A 12,349-nucleotide genomic window follows, 5' to 3' on the forward strand; every position below is an offset into this window, starting at 1 on the left:
CGGGTCAGCTTTCACCCTTCCGGCCGCCGCGTGAGCGTGCCCCTGCTGAAAAATACAGATGCAGGAAGAAGGGACAAAAGCGCATTTCGATAGAGCGCCGCACTCCCATGAGCGGCCAGAAGCGCTGGAAAGCTTTTTCCAACTCACAAGTTCCCACTTCACGCGGGGTTCTTGACGCCAGAATGAAACCGGATCGCATGGTGCGTTCCGGCGATAGTCATTGTGGCGCCCCGAAAGGTTATACCTTGACTAATTTTGAATCGCTTGGTGTCTCCAAGCCGATCGTCGCTACTTTGTTCCAGCTCGGCATCGAAACGCCGACGCCGATCCAGGAACATGCCATTCCCCTCCTCCTCGAAGGCCGCGACCTGATCGGCCTTGCACAGACCGGCACCGGCAAGACGGCCGCTTTCGGCCTGCCGCTCATCGAAAAACTGCTTGCCGACGAACGGCGCCCCGACAACCGCACGACGCGCACGCTGATCCTTGCGCCGACCCGCGAACTGGTGAACCAGATCGCCGAGAGCCTGAAGAAGTTCATCCGCAAGTCGTCGCTGCGCATCAATGTCGTCGTCGGCGGCGTCTCGATCAACAAGCAGCAGCTTCAGCTTGAAAAGGGCACCGACATTCTCGTCGCCACGCCCGGCCGCTTGCTCGATCTCATCAATCGCCGCGCGATCACGCTGACTGCGGTTCGCTATCTCGTGCTCGACGAAGCCGACCAGATGCTCGACCTTGGTTTCGTCCACGATCTGCGCAAGATCGCCAAGATGGTGCCGAAAAAGCGCCAGACCATGCTGTTCTCGGCGACCATGCCGAAGGCGATCGCCGATCTTGCCGGCGAATATCTCGTCGATCCCGTCAAGGTTGAAGTCACGCCTCCAGGTAAGGCTGCCGACAAGGTCGAGCAGTACGTCCATTTCGTCGCCGGCAAGAACGACAAGACGGAGCTGCTCCGCAAGTCGCTGACCGAAAACCCCGATGGCCGCGCCATGGTCTTCCTGCGCACCAAGCACGGTGCCGAGAAGCTGATGAAGCATCTCGAAAACATCGGCTATTCCGTCGCCTCGATCCACGGCAACAAGAGCCAGGGTCAGCGCGAGCGGGCGCTGAAGGCCTTCCGCGACGGCAGCATCAAGACGCTGATCGCCACCGACGTCGCCGCCCGCGGCATCGACATTCCGGCCGTCAGCCACGTCTACAACTACGACCTGCCTGAAGTGCCTGACGCCTATGTGCATCGCATCGGCCGCACGGCGCGTGCCGGCCGCGACGGCATCGCCATCGCTTTCTGCGCTCCTGATGAAGCCAAGCTGCTGCGTGATATCGAGCGCCTGATGGGCATCGACATCACTGTCGCAAGCGGCGAAGCGCCGGCAAACATCAGCGGCGGACCCCGTCGCGCCAACGGCAACGGCAACAACCGCAATCGCAATGGCGGCCAGGGTCGCGAAGGTCAGGGTCGTGGCGAAGGCCGTGGCGACCAGAATCGCTCCGAGCATCGCGGCAACCGTCAGGAACGCCGCCCGCGCCGCGAAGGTGAAGGCAGCGAAGTCCGCGCCGGCGGCGAGGAGCGTCGTCCGCGTCCGGAGCGCCCGACCAGCCGCAACGAGGATTTCCGCGGTCAGCGCCGCGGTGAAACGACGCCGGATCTCGGCCCCGACAACGATCTGGCCTCGACCTCCGATTTCCGCGCCTCTGCAAAGCCGCAGCGTCCGGCCCATCACGGCGCCCATGCCAATGGTGAGCCGAGCGGTCATCACCGCGGCAACAGCCGCCATGCCCACGGCCGCCCGGCCCGCAAGCACGGCGAGGACCGCGGCCCGCAGCAAGCCCAGGCCGGCGAACCGCGCCGCGACGGCAACAGTGGCAACCGTCGCGGTGGCTCCGGCTCCCGCAACGGCGGCCAGCGCCGCGAACGCGCCTGATCATTGAACGACTGAAAAGCAGAAAGGCCGGGGATATCTCCGGCCTTTTTATTATCACGCCTCCGCGGGCCTATGCTCGCCGAACGCCCTGCGGTTCGTCAGATAGACGCCTGTCACGACGACCACGGTGCCGACGATCAGCGGCAGGGTCAGCGGTTCCCCGAAGGCGATGAAGGCTTCGAGAGCAACCGCCGGCGGCATCAGGTAGATCAGCGAGGCGGCGCGTGACACCTGACCCCGGCGGATCAGATAGAGCAGCAGTCCGACGCCGCCCATCGACAGGCCGAAGACCGACCAGGCCAGCGCGCCATAGGCCTGCGCGGCGCCGTCGAAATGCTGGTGCTCGAAGATCAGCGAAAGCGGCAGGGTGAGGATCAGCGCGCCGATATATTGCAAAGTCGCGATGGTTCTGAGGTCGCCGGATTGCAGGTGTTTCTTCTGATAGAGCGTGCCGTAGGTGACGGACGCCATGGCGACGAGGTTGATCGCCAGCGGCAGGGCGGCATGCGTGAGATCGGCGGTCGCCGGATCGAGCAGCTTCGGCGAAATGGCGATGGCAATGCCGATGAAGCCGAGGGCAAGGCCGAGTTTCTGTGTCTGCTGCAGCCGCTCGCCGATGAGGAAGGGAGCTGCCATTGCCGTCAACAGTGGCTGCAGCGCCGCGATAATACCCGATATGCCGGCCGGCACGCCATTGGCGATCGCCCACCAGAGACCGGCGAGATAGAAACCATGCAGGAAGAAGCCGGAATAGATGGCGCGCAGCGCCGTCGCCCGGCTGGGCCATTGCGCCCGCACCACAAGGCAGAGCGCCAGGAAGGCCGCCGCCGACAGCGCGTAGCGTATCGAAAGAAAGGTGAAGGGCTCGGAATGCAGCGAGGCATATTTCGCCACCACCCAGCCCGTAGACCAGAGCAGGACGAAAACGGCGGGAGCAAGGCGATCGAGGGACATGGGGCGAGCGGCTCGACAGAAGAGGGTTCGCCGTGCTGATAGCCCCACCCGGCGGCTGTAGTCAAAAGCGAAGCGTTGATGCTTATTTGAAATTTCACTGATGCAGAGACCGGATGGCGGTTCTGCAGGGGGCGGCGAGCCTCGCACGCATGACCAAATTCGATCGCCTTGACGGAACGAAAAACGGTCACATGCTCAGATTTTGCGCAGACACCTTGGATGAATATCCGCCATGCCGCAGCGCATCACTTTAAATGCCCAGATTTTCACCCGTTTCCCGCAGCGCAAAATCTTTTCCCCGAACTGCGCATGGTTCTTGCATTGCCATTTGCGTTGTATTCAAATGAACAAAAAGGGGAGCCGCGCTTTTGGCATTTGATGAAATGATTACCGGGGACGAAAGCCCTCGCCCGCCTTACGACAAATACTTCGAGTGGTACAACAGCCAAGACCGGGCGCATCTGATTGCCAAGTCCCGCGATGCGGAAAACATCTTCCGGAAGACCGGCATCACCTTCGCGGTCTACGGCCATGCCGACAGTTCCGAAAAACTCATCCCCTTCGACATTATTCCCCGCATCATCTCCGCTCGCGAATGGCGCAAGCTCGCCCAAGGCATCGAGCAGCGGGTGATCGCGCTTAATGCCTTTCTCGACGATATCTATCATAAGCAGGAGATCATCCGCGCCGGCCGCGTTCCGCGCGAGCTGATCGAGAACAACGTCACCTTCATCCCCGAAATGATCGGCTTCCGGCCACCCGGCGGCGTCTATACCCACATCGTCGGCACCGACATCGTGCGCACCGGCGAAGACCAGTTTTACGTACTGGAGGATAATGCCCGCACACCCTCCGGCGTCAGCTACATGCTGGAAAACCGGGAAACCATGATGCAGATGTTCCCTGAGCTCTTTCACGAGAACAAGGTGCAGCGTGTCGAGGATTATCCCTATCTGCTGCGTCAAAGCCTCGCCTCACTCGCCCCTCCCGGCTGCAAGGGCAAACCGCGTGTCGCCGTGCTGACGCCGGGCATCTACAATTCCGCCTATTACGAGCATTCGTTCCTCGCCGACATGATGGGCGTCGAACTGGTCGAGGGCGCGGATCTGCGCGTCATCGACGGCAAGGTGAAGATGAGGACGACACGCGGTTACGAAGCGATCGACGTGCTCTACCGCCGCGTCGACGACGACTTCCTCGATCCCCTGACCTTCCGGTCCGATTCCGCGCTCGGCATTCCCGGCATCATGGATGTTTACCGCTCCGGCAACATCACCATCGCCAATGCGCCGGGCACCGGCATTTGCGACGACAAGGCGATCTACTCCTATATGCCCGAGATCGTCGAATTCTATACCGGCCGCAAGGCGCTGCTCGAAAACGTGCCGACCTGGCGCTGTTCGGAAGCTGACAGCCTGAAATATGTGCTGGAGCATCTGGAAGACCTCGTCGTCAAGGAGGTGCACGGCTCCGGCGGTTACGGCATGCTGGTCGGCCCGACGGCATCGAAGAAGGAGCGCGCCGATTTCGCCGAAAAGCTGAAGGCCAAGCCGAACAATTACATCGCCCAGCCGACGCTGTCGCTCTCCACCGTGCCGATCCTCGTCAACAAGGGTATTGCGCCGCGCCATGTCGACCTTCGCCCCTATGTGCTTGTATCCGACAAGGTACAGATCATTCCGGGCGGGCTCACCCGCGTAGCGCTGAAGCAGGGCTCGCTGGTGGTCAATTCCAGCCAGGGCGGCGGCACCAAAGACACTTGGGTATTGGAGGACTGATGCTCGGAAGAACAGCAAACGGCCTCTACTGGATGTTTCGTTACATCGAGCGCGCCGAAAATATAGCCCGCCTGATCGATGCCGGGCTGCGCATGTCGCTGACCCGCAGCAGCACCGGCGATGACAATTGGGATGGCGTGCTGCAAAGTGCGGGCGTGCGCGAGGCTTATGACGAAGGCCACAACAAGCTGACCAACGCCGACGCGATCGACTATCTCCTGCGCGATCGCACCAATCCGTCGAGCGTCATGTCTTGCATCGATTCCGGCCGCAACAATGCCCGCATGGTGCGCACGGCGCTGACGCGGGAGACCTGGGAAGCGACCAACGAATGCTGGATCGACTTGAAGTCGCTGCTCGAAAAGCGCGTCAAGGCGGCCGAAATGCCAGAGGTGATCGACGTCATCAAGCGCCGCGCCGGCCTCATCCGCGGCGCCTTCCATGGCTCGACACTGCGCAACGAGCTCTATAATTTTGCCCGCATCGGTACCTTCATCGAGCGGGCCGACAATACCAGCCGCATCCTCGACGTTAAATATTACGTGCTGCTGCCCTCGGTCTCGGCCGTCGGCTCCTCCCTCGACAACGTGCAGTGGGAATCGATCCTGCGCTCGGTCTCCGCGCACCGCGCCTATAGCTGGGCCTATGACGGCGAATACCGGGCCATGAACATCGCCGACTTCCTGACCCTCAATGTCCAGATGCCGCGCTCGCTTGCCTATTGCTACGAGAAGATCGTCAGCAATCTCGGCTATCTCGCCCAGGATTACGAGGCGCGGCTCCCTGCCCACGATACCGCGGATTCAATCCGCACTACGCTGCAGACAAGGGCGATCCGGGATATCATGGATCAGGGGCTGCACGAGTTCCTGGAGGATTTCGTCGCGCGCAACAACAAGCTCGGCGCGGAAATTTCCGACGGCTACCGGTTCTATGTATAAGCGGATAACAATATGAGACTGAAGATCAGCCACCTCACCGAATACCGCTATGACGAACCGGCGCAATTCTCGCTGCAACGGCTGCGGTTGACGCCACCGACGACATCAGCTCAGAAAGTGCTCGGCTGGTCTCTGAAAGTCGAAGGTGCCACGCCGGAAGTAGAATATGACGACCAGTACGGCAATCATGTCAATCTGGTCTCGCTGGAAGGCGAGCAGGATGTAACGCGCATCCTGGCCGAAGGCGAAGTCGAGACCGAGGACAATAACGGCGTCACCGGTCCGCATACCGGCTTCTGCCCGCTTTGGCTCTTCCTGCGCGACACGCCGCTGACCAAGGGCGGCAAGCTGGTGAAGGAACTGATCAAGGGCGTCAGCGGTGACAATGAGCTTGCCCGCATGCATGCGCTGATGGCGGCGATCCATGAGACGGTCGATTATAAGCCCGGCACCAGCAACACCGAGACGACGGCCGAACAGGCGCTGGAGAGGAAGAGCGGCGTCTGCCAGGACCACGCGCACATCTTCATTGCCGCCGCCCGCGCGCTGCAGGTGCCGGCGCGTTACATCTCCGGTTATCTGATGATGGAGGAAAAGATCGAACAGGCTGCGACCCATGCCTGGGCCGAGGCCCATATTCCCGGCCTCGGCTGGGTCGGCTTCGATCCCGCCAATGAGATCTGCCCGGATGCTCGCTACATCAGAGTCGCCTCCGGTCTCTGCTATCGCGATGCCGCGCCGATTTCAGGTATGCGCATCGGTACGCCGGGCGAAACGCTCTCGGTCACCGTGAAGGTCGAGGACGGCGGACAGATGCAAAGCCAGAGCCAGAGCTGAGCGGAGCATAAAGACAGCTTTACCGCGCCCTGCGGTCGGGCCGATAGATTAGCTGCCGAGGTCGTCGCGAACCAAACATGTTGGACTTGAATATAGAGACCGACGGTGCCGAAATTCCGCCTGCTTCTGGCACGCGGCGCACGCCATAACTGCGGTTTGTCACTAGCTAGTGCCCGTCCACAAACGGTAAACCACTGAAATTATTGGAGGAATAGCGATATTGCGACGGGCAAAGCCCGGCGGTTTCAGGTATACTTTAGATCAAGCCATTGATTCTAAAGACAAACCCGCAACCGCCGGAGCCGACAATGCGCCAAGAACGCACCGTCCAAGCCAATATATTCGATCTTTTCGCCGAACACGAGATCGGCCGCGAGCTGAAAGCCATGTCGCAATGGCTGGATGAGCATCGTGATCTGCTCGGGCTGGTAGCGCAGGACCTGCGCCGCCACGGCGTCAAGGAGACCGGCCGCGAGGGCCTGCCGGCGGAGGCCGTGCTGCGTTGCGCCCTGCTCAAACAACACCGTCAGTTGAGTTATGAGGAGTTGGCCTTTCATCTGGAAGATTCCGCCTCGTTCCGGGCCTTTGCCCGGCTGCCGTGGGGGTGGAACCCGAAGAAGTCGGTCTTGCACAAGACGATCAGCGCGATCCGGGCCGGGACCTTTGAAGCGATCAATCGCGTGCTGTTGACGAGCGCCCGGCAGGACAAGGTGGAACGCGGCAAGGTCGTGCGCATCGACAGCACCGTCACTTCGGCGCTGATGCACGAACCGAGCGACAGTAGTCTTTTGTGGGACTGCGTGCGGGTGATGGTGCGGCTGTTGCAGCAGGCGGCTTCCTTGGGCAGCGCCATCTCATGGCACGATCACTGCCGCGCGGCGAAGAAGCGATCCCGGGCGATCCAATTTACCCGCGGTCGTCCGAAACGAGTTCAGCACTATCGCGCGCTGCTCAGGATCACGCGCACCACCTTGAGCTATCTCGAACAGGCGGCGGCGCAACTGCCCTTGGCGGCGGGCCCGGCGGTCGAACTCTGGCAGGCCCAACTCCGCCACTATAAGCCGCTGATCGAACGGATCATCGCCCAGACCGAGCGGCGGGTCCTGGCCGGCGAGGCGGTGCCGGCTGGCGACAAGCTGGTCAGTTTGTTCGAGCCGCATGCCGACATCATCGTCAAAGGCAGCCGCGACGTCGAGTATGGCCATAAGATCAATTTGACCACCGGCACAAGCGGGCTGATCCTCGACCTCGTCGTCGAAACCGGCAACCCGGCCGACAGCGAGCGCTTGCTGCCGATGCTGGAACGCCACATCGGCATCTGGGGCGAGGCGCCGCGTCAGGCGGCGGCCGACGGCGGCTATGCCAGCCGCGATAATTTGAGCCGAGCCAAAGCCTGGGGCATCTGCGACATGGCCTTCCACAAGAAGTGCGGCCTCAGGATCGAAGACATGGTCAAGAGCCGCTGGGTCTATCGCAAGCTGCGCAACTTCCGCGCCGGCATCGAGGCCGGCATCTCCTGCCTCAAACGCGCCTACGGCTTGGGGCGCTGCACCTGGCGTGGGCTCGACCACTTCAAGGCTTATGTCTGGTCCTCGGTGGTCGCATACAATCTCGCCCTCTTCGCCCGCCTCAGGCCGACCTGACATCCCATGTCGCCAGCCAAAACCGGACCGGCGTGACGCCGGCAGTTGCCAATGCGCGCATGTCCACCAGAAATCCTGGCCGCCGCAATTAGCACCCATGAGCCACACCGCATGGCTTCAAAGCGGCCACCAAGCGGAACCCAAGTGCGCTGCAAGCTCAAGAAAACCAGCGTTTATGGACGGAAACTAGCTAACTCAATTTTAAGGCCGCAGGCGCAAGCTTGTCTGCGGCGACGCTTGGTGTATTTCGGCCCCACCCAAAGCCTATCCCGCTGCAAGAACCTGGAGGTGTCCGCGCGCGCCGTAGCTGAGGATCGCCTGGTCGGCCGTAAGTAACGGGACGCGATGAAAGCGGGCTGTGGCAGCGATGATGCGGTCGGCGGGATCGGCATGAAACTCGCCAGGCAGCCGAACGCTGTCTATTGCGATGGGAGGCTCAATCGGTGCGAGCTGGATACCGGGCAGAGACAATGCGCTATCGATCCATCGACCGACATCGTCGCCGAGCGCCAGGCGTCCCTTCTGCACAAGCAACGCGATTTCCCAAGGTGTAATCGCCGAAACCAGAATCTGGCTTTTCTCCGTCATCTCGTCGATGATGCGCCGGGCTTGTGAACCGAGGCGCGCATCGTCCTGCATTGCCCAGACGAGGATATGTGTGTCGATGACGATCAACGAACGGCGTCCCAATCTTCCGCTTCAGCAGCCGGAGACAGCGGATCGTCATAACGCAATACGCTGCCCTTCATCGCGCCGATAACACTCCTGCGTCCGCTGGTATCATGTACCGGCGAAAGCACGGCAACTGGCCTGCCGCGCTTGGTGATGACGATTGATTCGTCGTCCTTCCCCATCTGATCGATAAGGTTCAGGCATTTCGCCTTGAACTCCGCCGCACCGACCATCTTGGACATGACTATATCTCCTGTACATCTATACGGAATATAGAGCCATTTCCGTATTCAACAAGTGCAAAGAAAAAGGCGGGGTCATGCCCCGCCTTTTTCTCGTTATGGATTGAGCCGCGCTAGTGGCTGTCCTTGCCGACCGCATTTCCGCGACATCCCTTGAGGAAGTCGAGGTCGGCGCCAGTATCTGCCCCTTCGACATGCTGCTGATGCAGGAAGGCATAGCCGGATGTGGGCAGATCATGGTTCGGCTGCCATTCGGCGAGCCGCCGTGCCAGTTCCTCCTCGGAAATGTCGAGATGCAGGCGACGGTTCGGCACATCCAGCTCGATCATGTCGCCGTTTTTCACGACCGCCAGCGGCCCGCCGACTGCCGCTTCCGGCGAGGTGTGCAGGACGACGGTACCGTAGGCCGTTCCGGACATGCGGGCGTCGGAAATGCGCACCATATCGAGGATGCCCTTCTTCAGCACCTTCGGCGGCAGCCCCATATTGCCGACCTCGGCCATACCGGGATAGCCCTTCGGCCCACAGTTCTTCATGACCATGATGCAGGTTTCGTCGATGTCGAGGCTGTCGTCGTTGATCTTGGCCTTGTAGTCGTCGATGTCCTCGAAGACAACAGCCCTGCCCTTGTGCACCAGCAGATGCGGCGACGCCGCCGAAGGCTTCAACACCGCGCCCTTCGGCGCGAGGTTGCCACGCAGCACGACGATGCCGCCCGAAGCTGTCAGCGCCTTTTCGGCCGGCAGGATAACGTCTTCGTTCCAGTTGACGACGTCCTTGACCTCGTCCCAGACGGTTTCGCCGGATACCGTCAGCGCATCCTTGTGCAGGAGGCCCGCCTCGCCGAGGCGCTTCAGCACGACAGGCAGGCCGCCGGCATAGAAGAACTCCTCCATCAGGTACTTGCCCGACGGCATCAGGTTGACGATGGTCGGGACATCACGGCCGCAGCGGTCCCAGTCATCAAGCGAAAGATCGATGCCGACACGGCCGGCGATGGCGAGCAGGTGGATGACGGCATTGGTCGATCCGCCGATGGCCGCGTTGGTGCGGATGGCATTCTCGAAGGCTTGCTTCGTCATGATCTCGGAGGGCTTCAGGTCGTCCTTGACCATCTGCACGATACGCCGGCCGGTCAGCTGCGCCATGACCTTGCGGCGGGAATCGACGCCCGGGATCGCAGCATTGCCGGAGAGCGCCATGCCGAGCGCCTCGGCCATGGAAGCCATGGTGGAAGCGGTGCCCATGGTGTTGCAGGTGCCCGACGAACGGCTCATCGAGGCTTCCGCCTCGAGGAATTCGGCCTGCGTCATCTCGCCGGCCTTCACCATTTCGGAAAACTTCCACAGATGCGTGCCCGATCCGACGCGTTCACCACGGAAATAGCCGTTCAGCATCGGTCCGCCTGTGACGACGATCGAAGGCAGGTCGCAGGAGGCCGCCCCCATGATAAGCGATGGCGTGGTCTTGTCGCAGCCGACCAACAATACGCAGCCATCCATCGGCTGGCCGCGGATCGCCTCTTCCACCGCCAGCGCGGCAAGATTGCGGTACATCATCGCGGTCGGGCGGAACGTGTTTTCAGATGCCGAGAACACCGGCACCTCAAGCGGGAAGCCGCCGGCCTCCCATACGCCCGCCTTCACCTTCTCGGCGAGTTCTCTGAGATGCCCGTTGCACGGGGTCATATCCGACCAGGTGTTGAGGATGCCGATCACCGGCCGGCCGTCGAACAGGTCGTGCGGATAACCCTGGTTCTTAAGCCAGCCGCGATGATAGATCACGTCGCGGCTCGTACCGCCGTACCATTCCTGCGACCTCAGCCTGCGCGGCCATTCCGCTTTCTTTTTCATAGTCTCTATCCTTCAGGATATCGCCGGACCGCCCCGTACGGCCCGGGTATCGCACTGTCTCAAGCCAGGGTGTAGGCGGTCTTGACGGTTGTGTAGAATTCGGCGGCGTACTTGCCCTGCTCGCGCGGGCCGTAGGACGAGCCCTTGCGGCCGCCGAACGGCACGTGAAAATCGACGCCTGCCGTCGGCAGGTTGACCATCACCATGCCGGCCTCGGAATTGCGCTTGAAGTGCGTGGCATGCTTCAGGCTGGTCGTGGCGATGCCGGCGGAGAGCCCGAACGGCGTGTCGTTAGCGATGGCAAGCGCCTCATCGTAATCCTTCGCCCGGATCACCGACACCACAGGCCCGAAGATCTCCTCGCGCGAAATGCGCATCTGGTTGGTCGCTTCGGTAAACAGCGTCGGCTGCAGGTAGAAGCCGGGCGTGTCGCGCGAGATCACCTCGCCGCCGAAGGCGAGCTTGGCGCCTTCCGACTTGCCGATCTCGATATAGTCGGTATCGGTCTTGAGCTGCCGCTCATCGACGACAGGGCCGATATGGGTGCCGGCCTTCAGCGCGTTGTCGACGACGAGCGTCTTCAGCTTGTCGGTGAGTGCTGCGACGAACTTGTCGTGAATGCCTTCGGTGACGATCAGGCGCGAGGAGGCGGTGCAGCGCTGGCCGGTCGAGAAGAAGCCGGAATTGGCGGCGGCCTCGACGGCGACGTTGAGATCGGCATCGTCGAGCACGACCATCGGGTTCTTGCCGCCCATTTCCAGCTGGAACTTGCGGTTATGCTCGATAGAGGCGGCGGCGACGCGCCTGCCGGTGCCGGTGGAACCGGTAAACGTGATGCCGTGAACGTCGGGGCTTTCGAGCATGGCCTGGCCGACGACAGAGCCCTTGCCCATGACGAGGTTCAGCACGCCCTTCGGCAGGCCGGCGCGGTTGAGAATATCGACGATCGCCCAGGAACAGGCGGGCACCAGTTCGGCCGGCTTGAAGACGATGGTGTTGCCGTAGCAGAGCGCCGGCGCGATCTTCCAGGCGGGAATCGCGATCGGGAAGTTCCACGGCGTGATGATGCCGATGACGCCGAGCGCCTCCCGGGTGATCTCGACGCCGATATTCGGGCGAACCGACGGAAGGACCTCACCGGCCAGCCGCAGTGCCTCGCCGGCGAAGAATTCGAAAATCTGCGAAGCGCGGATAACCTCACCGGTGGCTTCCGGCAGCGTCTTGCCTTCTTCGCGGGCAAGCAGCGCGCCCAGTTCGTCCTTGCGCGCCATGATCTCGTCGCCCGTCTTCTTCAGGATGACGTGGCGCTCCCAGATGCCGGAGCGCGACCAGGCTGGGAAGGCGGCCTTGGCGGCGGCAATGGCGTTTCTCGTGTCATCAGCGCTGCCGTCGGCATAGAGGCCGACGACCTCATTCGTATCCGACGGGTTGATGTTCTTCGTCGCGTTCGAGCCGACCCATTCGCCGGCAATCAGGTTTTGATAAATGGTCATGGGCTTAA

General features: G+C 61.8%; 11 protein-coding genes. 6 read left to right on the top strand and 5 right to left on the bottom strand.

The genetic code is table 11. The features are described 5' to 3' along the window. Window positions 1-197 precede the first annotated feature (197 nt). Entirely contained in the window at window positions 198-1,928 is a 1,731-nt protein-coding gene (locus BA011_RS13995; RefSeq protein ID WP_065280918.1) for a DEAD/DEAH box helicase, read from the top strand. Window positions 1,929-1,982: 54 nt separating this feature from the next. Here BA011_RS13995 and BA011_RS14000 read toward each other — a convergent pair whose 3' ends face one another. After that, window positions 1,983-2,882, bottom strand: a complete 900-nt coding sequence (locus tag BA011_RS14000; RefSeq protein WP_065280919.1) for a DMT family transporter — start codon at window positions 2,880-2,882, stop codon at window positions 1,983-1,985. Between the two features lie 219 nt (window positions 2,883-3,101). On the opposite strand from BA011_RS14000, the gene BA011_RS44300 reads away from it, so the two are divergent. The 5 genes from BA011_RS44300 (at window position 3,102) to BA011_RS14020 (ending at window position 8,081) form a co-directional block, all read left to right on the top strand. Continuing rightward, window positions 3,102-3,269 (top strand): hypothetical protein, encoded by a 168-nt coding sequence (locus BA011_RS44300; protein WP_155248925.1) that lies wholly within the window; start codon window positions 3,102-3,104, stop codon window positions 3,267-3,269. After that, entirely contained in the window at window positions 3,251-4,660 is a 1,410-nt protein-coding gene (locus BA011_RS14005) for a circularly permuted type 2 ATP-grasp protein (RefSeq protein WP_017961596.1), read from the top strand. Before BA011_RS44300 ends, BA011_RS14005 begins: the two co-directional genes overlap by 19 nt. Next, on the top strand, window positions 4,660-5,601 hold the full coding sequence (locus BA011_RS14010) for an alpha-E domain-containing protein (RefSeq protein ID WP_065280920.1): 942 nt from the start codon (window positions 4,660-4,662) through the stop codon (window positions 5,599-5,601). The genes BA011_RS14005 and BA011_RS14010 overlap by 1 nt, the downstream gene beginning before the upstream one ends. Window positions 5,602-5,613: 12 nt before the next feature. Next, on the top strand, window positions 5,614-6,438 hold the full coding sequence (locus tag BA011_RS14015) for a transglutaminase family protein (RefSeq protein WP_065280921.1): 825 nt from the start codon (window positions 5,614-5,616) through the stop codon (window positions 6,436-6,438). A 308-nt stretch (window positions 6,439-6,746) separates the two neighbouring features. After that, window positions 6,747-8,081: an ISNCY family transposase gene (locus BA011_RS14020; protein WP_065279157.1), complete on the top strand. Its 1,335-nt coding sequence runs from the start codon at window positions 6,747-6,749 to the stop codon at window positions 8,079-8,081. Window positions 8,082-8,345: 264 nt separating this feature from the next. Here BA011_RS14020 and BA011_RS14025 read toward each other — a convergent pair whose 3' ends face one another. The 4 genes from BA011_RS14025 to BA011_RS14040 all read right to left on the bottom strand — a co-directional run bounded on the left by BA011_RS14025 (window position 8,346) and on the right by BA011_RS14040 (window position 12,341). Next, window positions 8,346-8,756 (bottom strand): type II toxin-antitoxin system VapC family toxin, encoded by a 411-nt coding sequence (locus tag BA011_RS14025; protein WP_017961599.1) that lies wholly within the window; start codon window positions 8,754-8,756, stop codon window positions 8,346-8,348. Continuing rightward, window positions 8,753-8,995: a type II toxin-antitoxin system Phd/YefM family antitoxin gene (locus tag BA011_RS14030; RefSeq protein WP_065280922.1), complete on the bottom strand. Its 243-nt coding sequence runs from the start codon at window positions 8,993-8,995 to the stop codon at window positions 8,753-8,755. The genes BA011_RS14025 and BA011_RS14030 overlap by 4 nt, the downstream gene beginning before the upstream one ends. A gap of 113 nt (window positions 8,996-9,108) precedes the next feature. Then, window positions 9,109-10,848 carry an L-arabinonate dehydratase gene (gene araD / locus BA011_RS14035; protein ID WP_062943599.1) on the bottom strand — a complete coding sequence of 580 codons (1,740 nt, stop codon included), beginning with the start codon at window positions 10,846-10,848 and terminating at the stop codon, window positions 9,109-9,111. Between the two features lie 59 nt (window positions 10,849-10,907). Beyond that, the gene (locus tag BA011_RS14040; RefSeq protein ID WP_047614342.1) at window positions 10,908-12,341 is read right to left on the bottom strand and encodes an aldehyde dehydrogenase family protein; all 1,434 of its coding nucleotides are present in this window, start codon (window positions 12,339-12,341) and stop codon (window positions 10,908-10,910) included. Window positions 12,342-12,349 lie beyond the last annotated feature (8 nt).

Source organism: Rhizobium leguminosarum (assembly GCF_001679785.1).
Classification (GTDB): Bacteria; Pseudomonadota; Alphaproteobacteria; order Rhizobiales; family Rhizobiaceae; genus Rhizobium; species Rhizobium leguminosarum_R.

Coding starts and splice junctions, on each gene's coding strand:
- BA011_RS13995 (WP_065280918.1), top strand. CDS start 198: ATGGTGCGTTCCGGCGATAGTCATTGTGGCGCCCCGAAAGGTTATACC.
- BA011_RS14000 (WP_065280919.1), bottom strand. CDS start 2,882: ATGTCCCTCGATCGCCTTGCTCCCGCCGTTTTCGTCCTGCTCTGGTCT.
- BA011_RS44300 (WP_155248925.1), top strand. CDS start 3,102: ATGAATATCCGCCATGCCGCAGCGCATCACTTTAAATGCCCAGATTTT.
- BA011_RS14010 (WP_065280920.1), top strand. CDS start 4,660: ATGCTCGGAAGAACAGCAAACGGCCTCTACTGGATGTTTCGTTACATC.
- BA011_RS14015 (WP_065280921.1), top strand. CDS start 5,614: ATGAGACTGAAGATCAGCCACCTCACCGAATACCGCTATGACGAACCG.
- BA011_RS14020 (WP_065279157.1), top strand. CDS start 6,747: ATGCGCCAAGAACGCACCGTCCAAGCCAATATATTCGATCTTTTCGCC.
- BA011_RS14030 (WP_065280922.1), bottom strand. CDS start 8,995: ATGTCCAAGATGGTCGGTGCGGCGGAGTTCAAGGCGAAATGCCTGAAC.
- araD (WP_062943599.1), bottom strand. CDS start 10,848: ATGAAAAAGAAAGCGGAATGGCCGCGCAGGCTGAGGTCGCAGGAATGG.
- BA011_RS14040 (WP_047614342.1), bottom strand. CDS start 12,341: ATGACCATTTATCAAAACCTGATTGCCGGCGAATGGGTCGGCTCGAAC.